Here is a 20,085-nt window from a genome sequence, read left to right as displayed (position 1 = left end):
GATTAGCGCAAAGATAAATATAGACACCAGGTTAACAACCCACAGTGCCTTATAGCGTCTATCTTTTGTGCAGCACCCGGCGATATAACTTGTTAATGTGATGTGAATCACTATTTTATGGAAATTAACTGCAATCATTTTCATTCATGGTGAGGTGTGTCACGAAATGATGCGCATTGCTTCTGTAAAGTACCGTTTTACTTCTTCTGACAAACCGACCCACAGAGGAGTCACCTATGTCTAAGTCTGATGTTTTTCATCTCGGCCTCACTAAAAACGATTTACAAGGGGCTACGCTTGCTATCGTCCCCGGCGATCCTGAGCGTGTGGAAAAGATCGCCGCGCTGATGGATAAGCCGGTTAAGCTGGCAGCCCATCGCGAATTCACCACCTGGCGCGCAGAGCTGGACGGTAAAGCGGTGATCGTGTGCTCTACCGGTATTGGTGGCCCGTCTACCTCTATCGCCGTTGAAGAGCTGGCGCAGCTGGGCATTCGTACTTTCCTGCGTATCGGCACCACCGGCGCCATTCAGCCGCACATCAACGTGGGCGACGTGCTGGTTACCACCGCATCCGTGCGTCTGGACGGGGCAAGCCTGCACTTTGCACCGATGGAATTCCCGGCAGTGGCCGATTTCGAATGCACCACCGCGCTGGTTGAGGCCGCGAAGTCCGTGGGCGCCACCACCCACGTGGGCGTAACTGCCTCTTCCGACACCTTCTACCCGGGCCAGGAGCGTTACGACACCTTCTCTGGTCGCGTGGTGAGCCGTTTCAAAGGCTCCATGGAAGAGTGGCAGTCGATGGGCGTCATGAACTACGAAATGGAATCTGCGACGCTGCTGACCATGTGCGCAAGCCAGGGTCTGCGTGCCGGTATGGTGGCGGGCGTTATCGTCAACCGCACCCAGCAGGAGATCCCGAACGCTGAAACCATGAAGCAGACTGAAAGCCATGCGGTAAAAATCGTGGTTGAAGCGGCGCGCCGCCTGATCTAATTCTCTCTTCATTGCTGAAAGGCCGACATGCTCGGCCTTTTCTTTTTGCGTAACGCCTCGCAGGAAAACCCTTTCAAACTGGACGTTCATACAGCACAATTCTATTTTGTGCGGGTTAGACGTGGATGCAGGGGGCATTGTGGATATCTCAATCCTGGTTTATGCGGTAGTTGCGCTGGTGAGCGTGGGGATTGGCTGGCTCATTTCCGGCTACCAGCATGCGCAGCAGAAAGCCGAGCAGCTGGCAGAGCGCGAAGAGATCGTCGCTGAACTCAGCGCGACGAAACAACAGCTTGCGCTGAGTGACCACTGGCGCGACGAGTGCGAACTGCTCAATAACGAACTGCGCAATCTGCGTGATATCAACACCTCGCTGGAGGCCGATCTCCGGGAAGTGACTACCCGACTTGAATCCACCCAACTGCACGCCGAAGACAAAATCCGTCAGATGATCAACAGCGAGCAGCGTCTTAGCGAGCAGTTTGAGAACCTCGCGAACCGCATTTTCGAGCACAGCAATCGCCGCGTGGATGAGCAGAACCGCCAGAGCCTGAACAGCCTGCTGACGCCGCTGCGTGAACAGCTGGACGGCTTTCGCCGTCAGGTACAGGACAGCTTTGGTCAGGAGGCCCGCGAACGCCACACGCTGGCGCATGAAATTCGTAATCTCCAGCAGCTGAATGCGCAGATGGCGCAGGAGGCGGTTAACCTGACGCGCGCACTGAAAGGTGATAACAAAGCGCAGGGAAACTGGGGCGAAGTGGTCATGACGCGCGTGCTGGAGGCCTCTGGTCTGCGCGAAGGATACGAATACGAAACGCAGGTCAGCATTGAGAACGATGCGCGCTCGCGGATGCAGCCGGATGTCATTGTTCGTCTGCCACAGGGCAAAGATGTGGTTATCGACGCCAAAATGACGCTGGTGGCCTATGAGCGCTACTTCAACGCTGAGGATGACTACACCCGCGAAACAGCGTTGCAGGAGCACATCGCCTCCGTGCGTAACCATATCCGTCTGCTGGGCAGAAAAGATTATCAGCAGTTGCCGGGGCTGCGATCGCTGGATTATGTGCTGATGTTCATTCCGGTCGAGCCTGCGTTCCTGCTGGCGCTCGACAGACAGCCCGAACTGATCACCGAAGCGCTGAAAAATAACATTATGCTGGTCAGCCCCACCACGCTGCTGGTGGCGTTACGTACCATTGCCAACCTGTGGCGCTATGAGCACCAAAGCCGTAACGCGCAGCAGATTGCCGATCGCGCCAGCAAGCTGTACGACAAAATGCGGCTGTTTGTGGACGATATGTCCTCGGTGGGGCAAAGCCTGGATCGCGCGCAGGATAATTACCGCCAGGCGATGAAAAAACTCTCCTCCGGGCGCGGCAATTTGCTGGCGCAGGCGGAGGCGTTTCGCAGCCTGGGGGTGGAAGTTAAACGCGAGATTAATCCGGAACTGGTGGAGCAGGCTACCGCTCAGGACGAAGAGTTTCGTCTGCGTGAAGGCGACGGTGAGCAAAATAGCCGCAATGAAGACAACGATTTAGCGGCGAGTTTATCTCCCGAAGCGCAGCCGGCGCGTTTCTTTCACGGTGGTTGAAACGTAGGGCAAATGCGCCCAATCTGTTACACTTCACGAACATTTGACTGATTAGCAGGCTCTGAGATGGTTGACGATTCACAAGACACAACGCACTTTGGCTTTCAGACTGTCGCCAAAGCGCAGAAAGCTGACATGGTGGCCCACGTATTTCATTCCGTGGCGGCGAAGTACGATGTGATGAATGATTTGATGTCATTCGGCATTCATCGCTTGTGGAAGCGCTTCACTATTGATTGCAGCGGCGTGCGCCGTGGACAAACGGTGCTGGATTTAGCCGGAGGCACAGGGGATCTGACCGCTAAATTCTCCCGTCTGGTTGGCGAAACCGGCCGCGTGGTGCTGGCGGATATCAACGACTCCATGCTGAAAATGGGACGCGAAAAGCTGCGTAATATCGGCGTGGTAGGCAACGTTGAATATGTTCAGGCCAACGCCGAAGCGCTGCCGTTCCCGGATAATACGTTCGACTGCATCACCATCTCTTTCGGTCTGCGTAACGTGACCGATAAAGATAAAGCGCTGCGCTCCATGTACCGCGTGCTTAAGCCGGGCGGTCGACTGCTGGTACTCGAGTTTTCTAAACCGATTATCGACCCGCTGAGCAAAGCTTACGATGCCTATTCCTTCCACGTTCTGCCGCGCATCGGCGAGCTGGTGGCAAACGATGCAGAAAGTTACCGTTATCTGGCCGAATCCATCCGAATGCACCCGGATCAGGACACGCTGAAAGCGATGATGCAGGATGCGGAGTTTGAAAACGTGGAATACTTCAATATGACGGCGGGTGTCGTCGCGCTGCATCGTGGTTACAAGTTCTGAGTGGAGGTTTCCCGTGCCCATTAAACCCTTAGTCACCGCAGGCATCGAGAATGTACTGAATGCCTTTCTGTATCGCGCTCCGGCGCTGAAAACCGCACGTCAGCGGCTTAACGGAAAGGTGCTGCGCATCGTTTTAAAGGAGTTCTCGACGCCGCTTGTGCTGGTCTTCAGCGAACGCCAGCTTGACGTTCTGGGGGAGTGGGAAGGCGAGGCGGACTGCTCGGTGATTACGCACATGAGCGTATTGCCAAAACTGCGTAACCGTCAGCAGATGACGGCGCTTATTCGCAGCGGTGAGCTGGAGGTCGAAGGCGATATTCAGGTGGTACAGAACTTCGTTGCACTCAGCGATCAGGCTGAATTCGACCCGGCGGAACTGCTGGCGCCCTATATCGGCGACATCGCGGCTGAAGGTATAAGCAAAACGCTGCGCACGGGTTCCGCTTTCCTGCGTAAAGGTCTGCTCCGTCAACAGCGCTACGCTGCCGAGGTGCTGACCGAAGAGTGGCGTATGGCGCCAGGGCCTTTAGAAGTCGCCTGGTTTGCAGAAGAGACCGCGGCAGTTGAGCGCGCAGTTGATGCGTTAACCAAACGGCTGGAAAAACTGGAGGGCAAATGACGCCTGGTGAAATTCGGCGCCTCTATTTTATCGTTCGCACCTTTTTGAGCTACGGGCTCGACGAGCTTATCCCCAGAATGCGTATCACCCTGCCGCTTCGGCTTTGGCGTCGCACGCTGTTCTGGATGCCGAATCGCCATAAGGATCAGGAGCTGGGCGCACGCCTGCGTCTTGCGTTGCAGGAGCTGGGACCGGTCTGGATCAAGTTTGGACAGATGCTCTCAACACGTCGCGACCTTTTCCCACCGCAGATTGCCGATCAGCTCGCGCTATTGCAGGACCGCGTTGCTCCGTTTGACGGAGAGAGAGCGAAGAAACAAATCGAAGAAGCGATGGGCAATATCCCCATCGAGACCTGGTTTGATGATTTCGATATTCAGCCTCTGGCCTCTGCCTCTATTGCGCAGGTTCACACCGCGCGCCTGAAGGAAAATGGCAAAGAGGTGGTCATCAAAGTGATTCGTCCGGATATCCTGCCGGTTATCAAAGCAGACATGAAGCTGATTTATCGCCTGGCTCGCTGGGTGCCGCGTCTGTTGCCGGATGGGCGCCGTCTGCGTCCGCTGGAAGTGGTTCGGGAATACGAAAAAACGCTGATTGATGAGCTTAACCTGCTGCGTGAATCGGCGAACGCCATTCAGCTGCGTCGAAACTTTGAAGACAGCCCGATGCTGTATGTTCCTGAAGTCTATTCTGACTATTGCAGTCAGAACATGATGGTGATGGAACGTATCTACGGTATTCCGGTCTCGGACGTGGCCGCGCTGGAAAAGCAGGGCACCAACATGAAGCTGCTGGCCGAACGTGGCGTGCAGGTCTTCTTTACTCAGGTTTTCCGCGACAGCTTCTTCCATGCAGACATGCATCCGGGCAACATTTTCGTCAGCTATGAGCACCCGGAAGATCCGAAATACATTGGCATCGACTGCGGTATTGTCGGCTCGCTGAATAAAGAGGATAAGCGTTATCTCGCTGAGAACTTTATCGCTTTCTTCAATCGCGACTACCGTAAGGTGGCCGAGCTGCACGTGGATTCAGGCTGGGTTCCGCCAGATACCAACGTGGAAGAGTTTGAATTTGCGATCCGCACCGTCTGTGAGCCGATTTTTGAAAAGCCGCTCTCGGAGATCTCTTTCGGACACGTCCTGCTCAACCTGTTCAACACCGCACGCCGTTTCAATATGGAAGTGCAGCCGCAATTAGTTTTACTTCAGAAAACATTACTTTACGTTGAGGGCGTAGGCCGCCAGCTCTATCCTCAGTTAGACTTGTGGAAAACCGCGAAACCGTTCCTCGAATCCTGGATTAAGGATCAGGTCGGTATTCCAGCCCTGGTTCGCTCGCTTAAAGAGAAAGGCCCGTTCTGGATTGAAAAAATGCCTGAAATTCCTGAACTGGTTTACGACAGTTTGCGTCAGAGCAAGAACCTTCAGCACAGCATGGATAAAATCGCGCACGAGCTTCAATCCAGTCGCGTGCGTCAGGGGCAGTCCCGCTATCTCTTCGGAATTGGCGCGACGCTGCTGATAAGCGGCACGTTGCTGTTGATCAATCGTCCGGACTGGGAAATGATGCCAGCCTGGATTATGGCTGCCGGTGTGGTTGTCTGGCTTGCTGGCTGGAGAAAAACGCGCTGAATTAGCGTCGCTATCGAGAGATTGCATACGTATAATGCGATCTGACTAATTAATCATCTATCACTGGGGAACACGCATGGGTGGTATCAGTATCTGGCAGTTAGTGATCATTGCCGTCATCGTTGTGCTGCTGTTTGGCACGAAAAAACTCGGATCGATTGGTTCCGACCTGGGCGCGTCAATCAAAGGCTTCAAGAAAGCCATGAGCGATGATGAGAATAAGCAGGAAAAAACCAGTCAGGATGCTGATTTTACCGCTAAATCCATCGCCGATAAGCAGGACGAAGCCAAAAAGGAAGAGGCTAAACGTCACGATAAAGAGCAGGTGTAATTCGTGTTCGACATTGGTTTTGGTGAGTTACTGCTGGTCTTTGTGATTGGTCTGATTGTGTTGGGGCCGCAGCGTTTACCCGTTGCGGTGAAAACCGTCGTGGGCTGGGTGCGGGCGCTTCGCTCGCTGGCAACTACCGTGCAGAACGAGCTGGCGCAGGAGCTGAAGCTTCAGGAATTTCAGGACAGCCTGAAAAAAGTTGAAAAGGCGAGCATGGACAACCTGACGCCGGAGCTGAAAGCATCAATGGATGAGTTGCGCGAAGCGGCGGAATCCATGAAGCGCTCTTACAGCATTAACGATCCTGAGAAGGCGAGCGATGAAGCAAACACCATCCACAATCCGGTAGTGAAGGGTAGCGAAGAGCAGCGCGAGGGTGTAACGCCTTCCAGCGCGGAGCATCAGGCTGCTTCGCCAGAGCAATCGCCGCAGGAGCCCGAAGTGAAAAAGCAGGTGCCGCCGGAAGAGCCCGTGGTCAAAACGGCTGAGGTAAAACCCGCCGCGCCCGTTTCCGAATCATCCCCCTCGTCGAGTGATAAAGCGTAAACATGGCAGTAGATGATACTCAACCGCTTATTACGCACCTCATTGAGCTGCGTAAGCGCCTGTTAAACTGCATTATTGCGGTTTTCCTCATTTTTTTATGTCTGGTCTATTTTGCCAACGATATCTATCAGGTGGTTTCCGCGCCGCTGATTAAACAGATGCCGCTGGGCGCGACGATGATTGCAACAGACGTTGCTTCGCCGTTCTTTACCCCGATCAAGCTGACCTTCTGGGTGTCGTTGATTGCCTCTGCGCCGGTCATTTTGTATCAGGTCTGGGCATTTGTGGCGCCCGCGCTGTACAAGCATGAACGCAAGCTGGTTATTCCGCTGCTGGTGTCCAGTTCGCTGCTGTTTTATATCGGCATGGCGTTCGCCTACTTCGTTGTCTTCCCGTTGGCCTTCGGTTTCCTGACGCATACCGCACCGGAAGGGGTACAGGTGTCGACGGACATCGCCAGCTACCTCAGCTTCGTGATGGCGCTGTTTATGGCCTTTGGCGTCGCCTTCGAGGTGCCCGTAGCAATTGTCCTGCTCTGCTGGGTGGGGGTGACCACGCCTGACGATCTGCGTAAGAAGCGCCCGTACATCCTGGTGGGGGCATTTGTTGTAGGTATGCTGTTAACGCCACCGGACGTCTTCTCGCAAACCTTACTGGCGATACCCATGTACTGCCTGTTTGAAGTCGGCGTGTTCTTCGCTCGTTTCTACGTCGGAAAGGGGCGTACCGGGGACGAAGAAGACGAGCCGTCTGAAGAGACCACTAAAGAATAAAACCAACCGCCCGTCAGGGCGGTTGTCATATGGGGATACGTATGTTTGATATCGGGCTTAACCTGACCAGCGCCCAGTTTGCGAAAGACCACGATGAGGTGGTGGCGCGCGCCTTTGCCGCCGGCGTGGGTGGGCTGCTACTGACGGGAACGAATCTGCATGAGAGTGAGCAGGCACGGCAGCTGGCGCAACGCTATCAACACTGCTGGTCCACCGCAGGCGTGCATCCTCATGACAGCAGCCAGTGGACGCATGAAAGCGCTGAGGCGCTACATCGTCTGGCACAAACGCCAGAAGTGGCTGCCATTGGCGAATGCGGGCTTGATTTCAACCGTAACTTCTCAACGCCTGAAGAGCAGGAGAAGGCATTTACCGCCCAGCTCGCGCTGGCAGCAGAGCTGGAGATGCCGGTGTTTATGCACTGTCGCGATGCGCATGAACGTTTTATGGCGCTTCTGGAACCCTGGCTGGAGAAACTGCCGGGCGCGGTGTTGCACTGCTTTACGGGCTCCCGTCAGGAAGCGCTGGACTGCCTGAACCGCGGGCTGTATTTGGGTATCACGGGCTGGGTCTGCGATGAGCGTCGTGGGCTGGAGCTGCGTGAGCTGTTACCTGTTATCCCGGCCGATCGTTTGCTGCTGGAAACGGATGCGCCGTATCTGTTGCCCCGGGATATGCAGCCCAAACCGCCATCACGACGTAATGAACCGGCCTACCTGGGGCATATTGCTGAGCGAGTGGCGCACTGGCGCGGAGAAGATGCGCAGTGGCTGGCGGCACAAACCGATGATAACGTGCGTCGTCTGTTCGGCGTGCAGTTCTAAACTTTGCGGAAATCGGTGTTTTTAACGCTCTGCAACACCTCTTTATTCAGCAGGTTGAGCAGCAGCATGGAGCGCGCTTCACCGTCCGGCTCAGCGAAGATGGCCTGTAAGCCTTCAAAGGCGCCTTCGGTGATCACCACGCTGTCGCCAGCATAAGGGGTTTCCGGATCGGTAATATTTTCAGGCTGCTGGTAGACAGAAAGCTGATGAATAACCGATGACGGTACTCTTGCCGGATGGGCGCCAAAACGCACAAAATGGCTGACGCCGCGCGTGGCGCTGATCGTCGTGGTGTGGATCACTTCGGGGTCGAACTCAACGAACAGGTAATTCGGGAACAGAGGCTCACTGACGGTCGTGCGTCTTCCACGCTGCATTTTTTCAAGCGTGATCACGGGTGTCAGGCAGTTAACAGACTGACGTTCAAGATGTTCCTGCGCGCGCTGAAGTTGCCCGCGTTTGCAATACAGTAAATACCAGGCCTGCATAATCACTCTTCCCATTGTTCGGGGCGCAAGCATACCAAAACCCTGGCGGGATCGCTAAGGTGATTATAATGGCGAAAAAGAGAGTAAGTCGTGGAAGTTCACGCTAATTTAACAAAATTACAGCATCACGCGGTCTTACGCCGTATAATGAAGCGCTTACAGAGAGGCCATGATTAACTGCATGAAATACCACGATCTACGCGACTTCCTGGCGCTGCTGGAAAAGCAGGGCGAACTCAAACGCATTACGCTTCCTGTTGATCCGTATCTGGAAATGACAGAAATCGCTGACCGCACCCTGCGCGCGGGCGGCCCGGCGTTGTTGTTTGAAAACCCAAAAGGCTACGCCATGCCGGTGCTGTGCAACCTGTTTGGCACACCTCGCCGCGTGGCGCTGGGGATGGGACAGGAAGATGTCACGGCGTTACGTGAAGTGGGCAAACTGCTGGCCTTTCTGAAAGAGCCGGAGCCGCCAAAAGGGTTCCGCGACCTGTTCGACAAGCTGCCGCAGTTTAAGCAGGTGCTGAACATGCCCACCAAACGCCTGCGCGGTGCGCCATGCCAGCAAAAAGTGCTGGAAGGCGATGCGGTGGATCTGACCAAAATTCCCATCATGCAGTGCTGGCCTGAAGATGCCGCACCGCTGATCACCTGGGGCCTCACCGTGACGCGTGGGCCGCATAAAGAGCGTCAAAACCTCGGCATTTACCGCCAGCAGCTGATTGGCAAGAACAAGCTCATCATGCGCTGGTTGTCCCATCGCGGTGGGGCGCTGGATTTCCAGGAATGGTGCGCGGCCCATCCGGGCGAACGCTTCCCGGTTTCCGTCGCGCTGGGTGCCGATCCGGCAACCATTCTGGGCGCGGTGACGCCTGTTCCTGATACGCTGTCTGAATATGCCTTTGCAGGGCTGCTGCGCGGCACCAAAACCGAAGTGGTGAAGTGCATCTCCAATGACCTGGAAGTACCGGCCAGCGCAGAGATCGTGCTGGAAGGTTACATTGAACAGGGCGAGCTGGCACCCGAAGGGCCGTACGGCGACCACACCGGTTATTACAACGAAGTGGATAACTTCCCGGTGTTCACCGTCACCCACATTACCCAGCGTGAAGATGCCATCTATCACTCCACCTATACCGGCCGTCCACCGGATGAACCGGCGGTGCTTGGCGTGGCGCTGAACGAAGTGTTCGTGCCGATCCTGCAAAAGCAGTTCCCGGAAATTGTTGATTTTTATCTGCCGCCGGAAGGGTGTTCATATCGCCTGGCGGTGGTGACGATGAAGAAGCAGTATGCCGGTCACGCTAAGCGCGTGATGATGGGCGTATGGTCTTTCCTGCGCCAGTTTATGTATACCAAGTTTGTGATTGTCTGCGATGATGACGTCAATGCCCGCGACTGGAATGACGTCATCTGGGCCATCACCACGCGTATGGATCCGGCGCGTGATACGGTGTTAGTGGAAAACACGCCGATTGATTACCTGGACTTTGCCTCGCCGGTTTCCGGCCTTGGCTCAAAAATGGGACTGGATGCCACGAACAAATGGCCTGGCGAAACCGACCGTGAATGGGGTCGCCCGATCGAAAAAGATCCTGCCGTGACCGCGCGAATTGACGCGATCTGGGACGAGCTGGCCATAATGAATAACGGTAAGGCAGAATAAGACCGTTTAGCCCTATAGACTTCCCGACAGAGAGAGCGAATGACAACCTTAAGCTGTAAAGTGACGTCGGTAGATGCTATTACCGACACCGTATATCGCGTCCGTTTGGTTCCTGAAGCGGCCTTCTCATTCCGTGCCGGTCAGTACCTGATGGTCGTGATGGACGAGCGTGATAAGCGTCCTTTCTCTATGGCCTCAACGCCAGCAGAGAAGGAATTTATTGAGCTGCATATTGGTGCGTCTGAGCTTAACCTGTACGCGATGGCCGTGATGGACCGCATCCTGAAAGAGCGTGAAATCGTGGTCGATATTCCTCATGGCGAGGCCTGGCTGCGTGAAGACGAAGACCGTCCGCTGATCCTGATTGCCGGTGGCACGGGCTTCTCATATGTCCGCTCTATTCTGCTGACCGCGCTGGCGCGCAACCCGAATCGCGATATCACCATCTACTGGGGCGGCCGTGAAGAGAAGCACCTTTACGATCTGTCTGAGCTGGAAGCGCTGAGCGTGAATCATCCAAACCTGCGCATTGAGCCGGTTGTCGAGCAGCCGGAAGAGGGCTGGCGCGGGCGTAGCGGTACGGTGCTGACTGCGGTATTGCAGGATCACGGGACGCTGGCCGGGCACGATATCTACATTGCCGGTCGCTTTGAAATGGCAAAAATTGCCCGCGACCTGTTCTGCAACGAGCGTGACGCGCGGGAAGATCGTCTGTTTGGCGATGCGTTTGCGTTTATCTGATTGAGAGACCCGCTTCGGCGGGTTTTTACGCTCGGGCAATAGCCTGGTGAAAATTTAACCTTGAAATGGGCGGCGCATTGCCGTTATTCTTGTTCCCGTTAAATTTCGCCCTCAGGAGCGCCCCCCAAAAATGAACAAACACGACTGATGAATTTCGATCCTTGCTCAACGCACCGCGTCGGCAGGGGATGTTTTGATTTCATTCAGGAGTGCTTATGGCTCATTTTGCGCAGTCCCCCTCTTTTATTTTGCATCAGGTCACCTGTCAGTTTGCGACGGGCGATATCCTTTTTGGTCCACTGAATCTTTCTCTGGATGCGTCAGTGTGCGCGCTGGTTGGCCGCAACGGCAGCGGTAAAACACGCCTTCTGCGGCTGCTGGCAGGGGTTGATGAACCCGCCAGCGGTCATATTGAGCGCTTTGGTACACACGTCTATGTGGCGCAGCAGCAGGATATTTCTGCGGATACCACGCTTGCCGGGCTGCTTGGTTACGACGCGATCTTTGCGGCGCGCACGCGCATCGACAGCGGTCATTATGAACCCGACGATCTCGACACGCTCGAAGGTTACTGGGATCTGGCTGAACGGCTGAGCCAGGCTTTTATTGCTGCAAAACTTCCCCCTTTTGACCCGAATAAACGCGCGGCAGAGCTGAGCGGCGGTGAGCGCATTCGTGCCTTGCTGTGCAGCGCATTCACCGCGGATGCTGACTACCTGCTGCTGGACGAACCGACCAACCACCTCGACAGGCAAGGCCGCGTGTGGTTCTACGAGCAGCTATCCCGGTATCAGGGCGGGGTGCTGGTGGCCTCCCACGACCGTGAGTTGCTGGCCCAGGTACCGCGTATCCTTGAACTGAGCGCGTTGGGCTTGCGCAGCTACGGGGGGAATTATGCTGACTATCGAACCCAGCGTGATGCTGAACAGCTGGCTGCCCGCGCCGCGCTGGAGCATGCTGCCACCGAGCGCAAGCGTACCCGCGCCCGTATGCATAAAGAGCATGACGACAGCCTGCGGCGTTCAGCCAAAACGCTTCGCACGGTCGACAGCCTTAACATCGCCTCGTTTGAACGGGTCAAATACAAAGGGGCGGCGAAAGAGCGTATTGGTTCCTGGAAAAAACAGCATAGCGATCAAAATCATGCTCTGAACGCTGCGGTCAACCAGGCACGCGAGCGGGTTGAAGAGGATAACGCGGTGATGTTTACCCTGCCGGGCAGTGAAATCCCGGAAGGAAAACAGGTGCTGGTGCTGGAAGAACTGGTGCTTCCGCACGTGCCTGTCTGCCCGATAAACTGGCGAATGGATGGCCCGGTGCGCGTGGCGCTACGCGGGCCGAACGGCTGCGGAAAATCCACGCTGTTGAAAGTGATGTTGGGCGAAACCGCCCCTGTTACGGGAACCTGTAAGGTCTCCGTCAGGTGTGCTTATCTCGATCAGCATCTTTCCCGGCTGGATCTGTCGCAGTCGGTGATGACGCACCTTAGCCTGGGCAATACGCCGCTCGAAGAGGGGGCGCTGCGTACCCGTTTAGCGCAGCTTCAGCTGGGCGCAGAGAAAGTGACACTCCCACTGGCCGAACTGAGTGGCGGCGAGCGCCTGAAGGCCGCGCTGGCCTGCGTATTGTGGCGTGAAGCGGCAACGCAGCTGTTGCTTCTGGATGAGCCGACCAACCATCTTGATCTGGCCTCTGTTCAGGCCATTGAAGCGGCCTTAGCCGATTACCCCGGCGCGCTGCTGGTGGTGTCGCACGATGAAGCCTTTCTGGCAGGGCTGAAGCTGACGCATGAACTGGTGTGGGAAGAGATGGGATTGCGATGTGAAAGCCTGTAAACACAAGCCCCCGCAAGGGCGGGGGCAAACAAACTTTATCAGGCTAACTGCTTGCGAAGGTCAGGGTTTGCCTGGATCAGGCGCATCAGCTTTAGCTCGGCTGGGGTAGGTTTTTCACGTTTTGACTCCCACTCCAGCACCATCGCTACGCTGACACCCATCGCTCTTGCGAATTCATCTGTTTTCAGGCCCGATCCTTTACGTAAACGCTCAAATTCACTAAAAGGATTGGACTTTTGATTCAGGGTAACCGTCGGCGGTACATCTTTAAAAATAATCTGTTCCAGGCTGCTCAGCAGCTCAAACTCAGGATCTTTTAATTCCATTGAGAACTCCTCATAAATCACACATCGGGATCATGAACATCAGAGAGCCTGTTAAGAATAGTCCCTAAACCAGACACAGGATCGTCACGGCTGTGATTAATTGTGCGATAACGATCGCTTTACGCGTTTCAGCTATATGGATAGTTATGCTAATTACCTGATTAGTCATATGTAGGGATGCACAGGTATTTTTTTGTAAATAGTCAGTACAAAAACGGGAATACCCGTTTTGCATGAAAACTCTATCTTGCAAGGCTGACCTGGACTATCCTTGTCAGCGTTGGGCACGCGTGTGCCGGTGTGCGCTTTTTGGGTGAAAGGAGTAATAAAATGGCGACAGGAAAGTCCTGCTCTCGCTGGTTTGCGCCTATTGCGGCGTTGTTGATGGTTGTTAGCCTGAGTGGGTGTTTCGATAAAGAAGGCGATCAGCGCAAAGCGTTTATCGATTTTTTACAGAATACAGTGATGCGTAGCGGCGAGCGTTTACCAACGCTGACTGCGGATCAGAAAAAACAGTTTGGTCCATTCGTGTCGGATTACGCCATTCTGTATGGCTATTCACAGCAGGTAAGCCAGGCGATGGATTCCGGTATTCGCCCGGTAGTGGATAGCGTGAATGCTATTCGCGTTCCACAGGATTATATGACCCGACGCGAACCGCTGCGCCAGTCAAATGGCGCGCTTGGGGTACTGAGCCAGCAGCTGCAAAATGCCAAAATGCAGGCTGATGCGTCGCGTTCCGCGTTGAAGCAGGGCGAGGATCTCAAACCGGTCTATGACCAGGTGTATGAGAAAGTCGTGACCAAGCCGTCAAACGCCTTGCAACCGCTGATCCCGGCGGCGCAGGTCTTTACTCAGCAGTTGGTTCAGGTGGGTGACTTTATTAGTGAACAAGGTACGCAGGTGAGCTTCGTCTCTAACGGTATCCAGTTCCCGACCTCCCAGCAGGCGAGCCAGTATAACGCGCTGATCGGGCCGCTCGCGTCCCAGCATCAGGCCTTTAGCCAGGCCTGGAGCGCAGCGGTCGCTGCTACGGAATAAGAAAAACCCCCGCTTCGGCGGGGTTTTTTTTATGCTTGATGAAAATAACGCTTGTCATTCATCTACCACATCGGTATAACTATGTTCGTCGGTTTGTTACACAGACCTAAAGCAGTTTAGTAAAGCAGTCCAGATTGTTATCCATAGATACCCTTCGTAGTGACCCTTCCTTCATCGCTTAAAAATCTGTAACGCAATCCATCAAGCCGGAAGGCACAATATATTTTTAATAAGGTAATTTCTATGTCTGCTAAAATGACTGGTCTGGTAAAATGGTTCAACGCTGATAAAGGTTTCGGCTTCATCACTCCTGACGATGGCTCTAAAGACGTGTTCGTACACTTCTCTGCTATCCAGAACGATGGCTACAAATCTCTGGATGAAGGTCAGAAAGTTTCCTTCACCATCGAAAGCGGCGCTAAAGGCCCAGCAGCTGGTAACGTTGTAAGCCTGTAAGCTTCCAACCCAGTAGCACAAAATTCAAAAACCCGCCTTCTGGCGGGTTTTTTCGTTTCTACTGTTGTATCTGCGGGTTAACGCAGTTCTTATCCACTTTACCGCCGAGCGCGGCAATCAGATTATCCACGGCGGTCGCCGCCATATTGTAGCGTGTTTCATGAGTGGCAGAGCCGATGTGGGGCAGGGCGACGACGTTCGGCATGGTCAGTAGCGGAGAATCCACCGGCAGCGGCTCCTGTTCAAACACGTCCAGACCGGCGGCGTGGATCTCACCGTTTTGCAGTGCCTCAATCAGCGCCTTCTCATCGACCACCGGACCACGACCCGCGTTGATGAAAATGGCCGACTTCTTCATCTTTTCAAAGGCCGCTTTGCCGATGAGATGACGCGTTTCATCCGTCAGCGGCAGGATCAGGCAGACAAAGTCGGCTTCCCGCAACAGCGTATCAAGCTCGCAATAGCGGGCATTGAAACGTTCTTCAGCTTCACTGTGGTGACGGCGTGCGTTATACAGGATGGGCATGTTGAAGCCAAAATGCGCGCGCTGTGCCAGCGCCAGTCCGATACGGCCCATCCCAACAATCCCCAGCGTTTTGCCATGAACGTCCACGCCGAACCAGTCCGGGCCAATGCTTTTCGTCCATTCGCCCGCTTTCACGCGCTCGGCTACTTCCACCACGCGACGGGCGGTGCTGAGCACCAGCGCCATCAGCGTGTCGGCGACGGTTTCCGTCAGGGCATGCGGCGTGTGCATCAGCAGGATGTTGCGCGCGTTTAGCGCATCCACGTCGAAATTGTCGTATCCCACCGAAACGGTTGAGGTAGCACGAAGCTTCGGCATTTTCTCCAGCAGCGCTGCATCCACCTTTTCGCTCGAACCCAGCAGGCCCTCAGCGCTGGCAAACGCGTCGGCGTTCTGTGCCACGGTTTCCGGGCTGAGGTTCTTGACCCGGGTAACGGTAAAGTGTTCCTCCAGGCGTTTTTGCAGGTCTTCAGGCAGTGCTTTGTACAAAATGACGGACGGCTTCATGCTAATCTCCGTTGTTTTTAAAAGGATTCAGGCGTGGCGTGCGCCAACGGGTAGCTGTTGATTATTAGCAGGCTTAACGATCAGAGTAAGCCATACCGAGGCAAAAAGCGCCACCCCCATAAAGATGTAAGAGGCCGACGGGCTGCCGGTGGCGCCGTTCAGATAGCCCACAAACCACGAGCCAAAGAACGAACCCAGCGCCCCCATACTGTTGATCAACGCCATCGCGCCCCCGGCGACGTTACGCGGCAGCATTTCCGGGATGATGGCAAAGAACGGACCATACGGGGCATACATGGCCGCACCGGCAATCACCAGCAGCGTATACGAAGCCCAGAAGTGGTTTGCGCCTACGGCCCAGGAGCCAATGAAGGCAAAAGCAGCGATCAGCAGCAGCGGCCAGACGAACAGCTTACGGTTTTGCAGCTTGTCCGATGCCCAGGAGACGATAATCATCGCGATGGTCGCAGCCAGGTAAGGCACGGATGACAGCCAGCCCACTTCCACCATGCCAAGGTTTTCACCGCCGCTGCGGATAATTGACGGCAACCACAGCACAAAGCCGTACACGCCAATACTCCAGGTAAAATACTGTGCGCACAGCAGAATAACGTTCCGGGAGCGGAAGGCTTCGCCGTAGTTACGCACCGCTTTCAGCCCCTGCTGCTCTTTATCCAGCTGCGCCTGGAGTGCGGCTTTTTCGTCCTCAGAAAGCCATTTCGCCTGGGCTGGCTTATCTTTCACCAGCACCCACCAGCAGAATGCCCAGATAATCGCGGGAACCCCTTCGATGATGAACATCTCGCGCCAGCCGAAGGACTGGATCAGATAGCCGGAAACCACCGACATCCACAGCACGGTGACCGGGTTACCGAGTATCAGGAACGTATTAGCACGTGAACGCTCAGATTTTGTGAACCAGTTACTGATGTAAATCAGCATTGCTGGCATGACGGCCGCCTCAACCACGCCGAGAATAAAGCGAATGGCCGCCAGAGCAGGTATGTTATTCACCACGCCAGTAAGCGACGCACAGGCACCCCACAAGATCAGGCAGATGAAAATGAGCTTTCGCACGCTGCGGCGTTCAGCGTAAATCGCGCCGGGGATCTGGAAGAAGAAATAGCCCAGGAAGAAGAGGGCACCCAGCAGGGAGGAGACCCCTTTGGTGATCCCAAGGTCTTCGTTGATCCCGGCGGCGGATGCGAAACTGAAGTTGGCACGATCCAGGTACGCCAGGCTGTACGTGATAAACACGATTGGCATGATGTACCACCAGCGTTTTACTGCATTGGTCGAACTGTTCATAGGCTTGCCTCTGTTGTTGAGGTTGTTGCCGCCGTTGTCTGTAGGGTACACGGTGGCTTAATTATCTGGTGCGGATTGCTGCCCTCACCCTGGTCCTCTCTCACGGGGAGAGGGAATTTAGACGCCGAGCTCTGCTCGTGTTGGTAATCCTTCGCTGTCGCCCTGCACCTGAATCGCCAGCGAACCAATTTTGTTGCCTCGCGCCACGGCCTGCGACAGTGGTTTGCCCTCCAGCAGGGCGCTGATAACCCCGACGGCAAACCCATCGCCCGCGCCCACGGTATCGACCACGTTGTCGACTTTTACCGCAGCGACAGCGCCTTGCTCACCGTCGGCAGTTTTAAACCATGCGCCGTCGGCACCGGTTTTTAGCACCACGGCTTTTACCCCTTTGTTGAGGTAAAAATCAGCAATGCCTTCGGGCGTGCTTTCGCCAGTGAGGATCATTCCCTCTTTTATGCCCGGCAGAACCCAGTCCGCCTGAAACGCCAGTCGGTTGAGTTTCTCAGCCATCTCCGCTTCGCTTTTCCACAGCACCGGGCGCAGGTTAGGATCAAAGGAGAGCGTTTTGCCTTGCGCTTTCATTGCCGAAGCCGCATGATCCAGTAAATCGTACGAGCTGGCCGAGAGCGCCGCCGCCACGCCGCTCAGGTGCAGGTGGCGCGCGGAGGAGAAATACGCGGCGTGATAATCATCCACGGAGAGATGGCTTGCCGCTGAGCCTTTGCGGAAATATTCCACGATGGGATCGGTTCCATTTTCAACTTTAGATTTCAGCTGAAAGCCCGTCGGGAAGCGTCCGTCAAGGGTCACGCCTGCGGCATCAATGCCCTCTTTTTTCAGCGAGTCGAGAACGAAATGGCCAAAGCTGTCATTTCCCACGCGGCTTACCCAGCCGACATTCAGCCCCAGCCGCGCAAGTCCCGTCGCGACGTTCAGCTCTGCGCCCGCCACGCGTTTAATGAAGTGCTCCACTGCGCTCAGCTCGCCCGTTTCGGTGGCGACAAACATCGCCATGGCCTCGCCAATGGTGATGACATCCAGCGTCTTGTGCATGGTTTACTCCTCGCGCAGCAGGTTGACGTAATGGCGGGTGACGGCGGTGAGATCCGTCCCTTCCAGCGGAAATTCGATGCCGCGTGGCGCATCGGCAGGCAGCTGATTAAGCAGATCCCGCCAGCGAGAATCGGCCTGATCCGGCGCGACGGCGCGGAACTGCGCCTTATGTGGGACTGCGGCCTTCACATGAATATAGCTCACGGCGGGAGCCAGCTGACGTGCAGCCTCTTCCGGGGAGTCGCCAACCCACAGCCAGTTGCCCATATCGAACGTCAGCGTGACCGGCAGCGCCATTACCCGGCAGGCGGCTTTGAAGCGCTGCATCGGCGCGAGCTGCCCGCAGTCGGTCTGGTCGTTTTCCACCACCAGCGTCATGCCGCTTTCATCCAGCAGTGTGCGCAGGGCTTCAAGCGGCTGTTTGTCGCTGAAATGACCCAGCGAGACTTTAAGCCACAGCGCGTTCAGGGCGCTGGCTTCGCTAAGGTAGCGCGGGAGATCCGGGTTGAGGGTGCCATCGGGCATAAACAGGGGGGCCGGGGCGGAGTAGCACGCCAGTAAACCCAGCAGTTCAATGGACTCGCCGAGCGCAGGCAGGGCCATTAACTCGTCGTTGCTGAAGAGCTCGCGGCGGATTTCAACGCCATCAGCCCCTGCGCCGGCAATAACGGGAAGCATCGCCCGTTGACCGCCTGCCTGTCGCACCTGATCCGCGCCATACGCGGCGGTGACCACCATAATTTTCCTGCTCATTTCCTGACTCCAGAGCGTAATCGATAGTATTACGCTAGATGGAACCGGTTCCAAAGAAAAGATCGGGATGCTGAATTTATGATCGCTGTCACGAAGGGAAAATTAACGGGCAGTAGAACCGCGAACGATCAGCTCGCCGGAAAAAACCTGCTCGCGTACGGCGTCGCGGGTGCCTTCAATGCGGCGAACCACTTGTTCAACCGCGGCATAGCCGATCTGCCAGGTGGGTTGTTTGAGGGTGGTGATGCCTACGCCAGCCAGTTCTGCCCACTCCAGTTCATCAAAGCCGAGTAAGCCGATGTCGCTGCCCCAGTGCAGGCCAATGCGTTTAAGCGAGCGGGCAACCTGAAGCGTCAGCGCCCCGTTCGCGGAGATCACCGCTTTGCGCATTCCCCGATGGCGGGTATGGAACTGGCGCAGGGTATTATCCAGCTGCCCGGCTTCATGCAGGGGGATTTCGGCATTCTCGGCGATCACGCCGGGATATCGCGCCAGCGTGGCTCGAAATGCAGCCAGGCGGTCGCGGCGGGTATTAACCATGCCCAGCGGTTCGCTCAGGAACAGAATGGCTTCGAAACCCTGTTCAATCAGGTGCTCGGTGGCGGTGGTGGCCGCCTGGGTGTTATCCAGCCCGACCACATCGCAGGCAAATTCCGGGATTTTGCGGTCAATAAGCACCATCGGCAGAGAGGATTGTTGCAGGCGATTTAGCCCCTCTTCGCGCATCCCGACGGCATTCACCACAATCCCTTCCACCTGATAGCTGCGCAGCAGATCGAGGTAATGCAGCTCCTGATCAACCTCGTTATTGGTGTTACAGACCAGCGGGGTAAAGCCTTTCTCACGGCACGCCGCTTCGATGCCGCTGAGGACGTTAACGGAGTAGGGGTTGGTGATATCGGCGATGATGAGGCCAATCAGACGGGTGCGACCTCGCTTGAGACCGCGCGCCATCAGGCTGGGACGGTAGTCGAGATCGGCAATGGCCTGTTCAATTCGCGCCAGCAGCGCATCGGAAAGCAGGTGTTTCTCGCCGTTGAGGTAGCGTGAAATGCTGGTTTTACCGGTTTTGGCGGCTTTCGCCACGTCGCTGATGGTGGCCCGGGTTGGTTTGATCATCGCTGATTTCCCTGAATTTAGTGAGAATACCTTAGCGGGAAAATCTGGCGAATCAAGCTATTTGCCGGGTGGCGGTCTGATGCCCTCACCCCAACCCTCTCCCGTGGGAGAGGGCG

At 55.6% G+C, this 20,085-nt stretch carries 21 protein-coding genes; 14 read left to right on the top strand and 7 right to left on the bottom strand.

Annotation, left to right across the window (positions count from 1 at the left end; translation table 11 throughout):
• Positions 1-236 precede the first annotated feature (236 nt).
• From udp to tatD, 9 genes are all read left to right on the top strand, one after another.
• Positions 237-998 (top strand): uridine phosphorylase, encoded by a 762-nt coding sequence (gene udp / locus RHN82_RS08365; protein WP_003860792.1) that lies wholly within the window; start codon positions 237-239, stop codon positions 996-998.
• Between the two features lie 139 nt (positions 999-1,137).
• A complete protein-coding gene (rmuC, locus tag RHN82_RS08360; RefSeq protein WP_040117071.1) occupies positions 1,138-2,595 on the top strand; it encodes a DNA recombination protein RmuC in 1,458 nt (485 codons plus the stop codon).
• A gap of 66 nt (positions 2,596-2,661) precedes the next feature.
• Positions 2,662-3,417: a bifunctional demethylmenaquinone methyltransferase/2-methoxy-6-polyprenyl-1,4-benzoquinol methylase UbiE gene (ubiE, locus tag RHN82_RS08355; RefSeq protein ID WP_003860790.1), complete on the top strand. Its 756-nt coding sequence runs from the start codon at positions 2,662-2,664 to the stop codon at positions 3,415-3,417.
• Positions 3,418-3,430: 13 nt separating this feature from the next.
• On the top strand, positions 3,431-4,036 hold the full coding sequence (locus tag RHN82_RS08350) for an SCP2 domain-containing protein (protein ID WP_047050421.1): 606 nt from the start codon (positions 3,431-3,433) through the stop codon (positions 4,034-4,036).
• Positions 4,033-5,673: a ubiquinone biosynthesis regulatory protein kinase UbiB gene (gene ubiB / locus RHN82_RS08345; RefSeq protein ID WP_017694740.1), complete on the top strand. Its 1,641-nt coding sequence runs from the start codon at positions 4,033-4,035 to the stop codon at positions 5,671-5,673. The genes RHN82_RS08350 and ubiB overlap by 4 nt, the downstream gene beginning before the upstream one ends.
• Before the next feature lie 76 nt (positions 5,674-5,749).
• Positions 5,750-6,004, top strand: a complete 255-nt coding sequence (tatA, locus tag RHN82_RS08340) for a Sec-independent protein translocase subunit TatA (protein WP_003860787.1) — start codon at positions 5,750-5,752, stop codon at positions 6,002-6,004.
• A 3-nt stretch (positions 6,005-6,007) separates the two neighbouring features.
• The gene (gene tatB, locus RHN82_RS08335; RefSeq protein ID WP_003860783.1) at positions 6,008-6,550 is read left to right on the top strand and encodes a Sec-independent protein translocase protein TatB; all 543 of its coding nucleotides are present in this window, start codon (positions 6,008-6,010) and stop codon (positions 6,548-6,550) included.
• A gap of 2 nt (positions 6,551-6,552) precedes the next feature.
• Positions 6,553-7,323, top strand: coding sequence for a Sec-independent protein translocase subunit TatC (gene tatC / locus RHN82_RS08330; protein WP_032646822.1), 771 nt, complete (start codon positions 6,553-6,555; stop codon positions 7,321-7,323).
• A gap of 41 nt (positions 7,324-7,364) precedes the next feature.
• Positions 7,365-8,147, top strand: a complete 783-nt coding sequence (gene tatD / locus RHN82_RS08325; protein ID WP_047050426.1) for a 3'-5' ssDNA/RNA exonuclease TatD — start codon at positions 7,365-7,367, stop codon at positions 8,145-8,147.
• On the opposite strand, the gene rfaH is transcribed toward tatD, so the two are convergent.
• Positions 8,144-8,635, bottom strand: coding sequence for a transcription/translation regulatory transformer protein RfaH (gene rfaH / locus RHN82_RS08320; RefSeq protein ID WP_047050429.1), 492 nt, complete (start codon positions 8,633-8,635; stop codon positions 8,144-8,146). The genes tatD and rfaH overlap by 4 nt on opposite strands.
• Before the next feature lie 172 nt (positions 8,636-8,807).
• Between rfaH and ubiD the strand changes: the two genes are divergently transcribed.
• The 3 genes from ubiD to RHN82_RS08305 all read left to right on the top strand — a co-directional run bounded on the left by ubiD (position 8,808) and on the right by RHN82_RS08305 (position 12,877).
• On the top strand, positions 8,808-10,301 hold the full coding sequence (ubiD, locus tag RHN82_RS08315; RefSeq protein ID WP_161956915.1) for a 4-hydroxy-3-polyprenylbenzoate decarboxylase: 1,494 nt from the start codon (positions 8,808-8,810) through the stop codon (positions 10,299-10,301).
• A 39-nt stretch (positions 10,302-10,340) separates the two neighbouring features.
• On the top strand, positions 10,341-11,042 hold the full coding sequence (fre, locus tag RHN82_RS08310) for an NAD(P)H-flavin reductase (RefSeq protein ID WP_003860778.1): 702 nt from the start codon (positions 10,341-10,343) through the stop codon (positions 11,040-11,042).
• 215 nt (positions 11,043-11,257) lie between these two features.
• Positions 11,258-12,877 (top strand): ABC-F family ATP-binding cassette domain-containing protein, encoded by a 1,620-nt coding sequence (locus RHN82_RS08305; protein ID WP_047050434.1) that lies wholly within the window; start codon positions 11,258-11,260, stop codon positions 12,875-12,877.
• A 38-nt stretch (positions 12,878-12,915) separates the two neighbouring features.
• Here RHN82_RS08305 and RHN82_RS08300 read toward each other — a convergent pair whose 3' ends face one another.
• Positions 12,916-13,203 carry an HTH-type transcriptional regulator gene (locus tag RHN82_RS08300; protein WP_003860776.1) on the bottom strand — a complete coding sequence of 96 codons (288 nt, stop codon included), beginning with the start codon at positions 13,201-13,203 and terminating at the stop codon, positions 12,916-12,918.
• A gap of 330 nt (positions 13,204-13,533) precedes the next feature.
• Here RHN82_RS08300 and RHN82_RS08295 point away from each other — a divergent pair, with 330 nt between their 5' ends.
• Positions 13,534-14,244, top strand: a complete 711-nt coding sequence (locus RHN82_RS08295; protein WP_047050437.1) for a DUF3053 domain-containing protein — start codon at positions 13,534-13,536, stop codon at positions 14,242-14,244.
• A 243-nt stretch (positions 14,245-14,487) separates the two neighbouring features.
• Entirely contained in the window at positions 14,488-14,700 is a 213-nt protein-coding gene (gene cspA, locus RHN82_RS08290) for an RNA chaperone/antiterminator CspA (RefSeq protein ID WP_003860775.1), read from the top strand.
• A gap of 58 nt (positions 14,701-14,758) precedes the next feature.
• Here cspA and ghrB read toward each other — a convergent pair whose 3' ends face one another.
• The 5 genes from ghrB to RHN82_RS08265 form a co-directional block, all read right to left on the bottom strand.
• Positions 14,759-15,733, bottom strand: a complete 975-nt coding sequence (gene ghrB / locus RHN82_RS08285; RefSeq protein ID WP_047050440.1) for a glyoxylate/hydroxypyruvate reductase GhrB — start codon at positions 15,731-15,733, stop codon at positions 14,759-14,761.
• 27 nt (positions 15,734-15,760) lie between these two features.
• Entirely contained in the window at positions 15,761-17,041 is a 1,281-nt protein-coding gene (locus RHN82_RS08280) for an MFS transporter (RefSeq protein WP_001089079.1), read from the bottom strand.
• A gap of 117 nt (positions 17,042-17,158) precedes the next feature.
• Positions 17,159-18,097: a sugar kinase gene (locus RHN82_RS08275; protein ID WP_047050442.1), complete on the bottom strand. Its 939-nt coding sequence runs from the start codon at positions 18,095-18,097 to the stop codon at positions 17,159-17,161.
• Between the two features lie 3 nt (positions 18,098-18,100).
• The gene (locus RHN82_RS08270; protein ID WP_047050443.1) at positions 18,101-18,850 is read right to left on the bottom strand and encodes a sugar phosphate isomerase/epimerase; all 750 of its coding nucleotides are present in this window, start codon (positions 18,848-18,850) and stop codon (positions 18,101-18,103) included.
• Positions 18,851-18,952: 102 nt separating this feature from the next.
• Entirely contained in the window at positions 18,953-19,969 is a 1,017-nt protein-coding gene (locus RHN82_RS08265) for a LacI family DNA-binding transcriptional regulator (RefSeq protein ID WP_015569988.1), read from the bottom strand.
• Positions 19,970-20,085: the final 116 nt, after the last annotated feature.

The organism is Enterobacter cloacae complex sp. EB5 (assembly GCF_031432835.1).
Lineage (GTDB): Bacteria > Pseudomonadota > Gammaproteobacteria > Enterobacterales > Enterobacteriaceae > Enterobacter > Enterobacter hormaechei_C.
The sequence above is the reverse complement of the archived record's forward strand: the minus strand, read 5'-3'. Positions and strand labels throughout refer to the sequence as shown.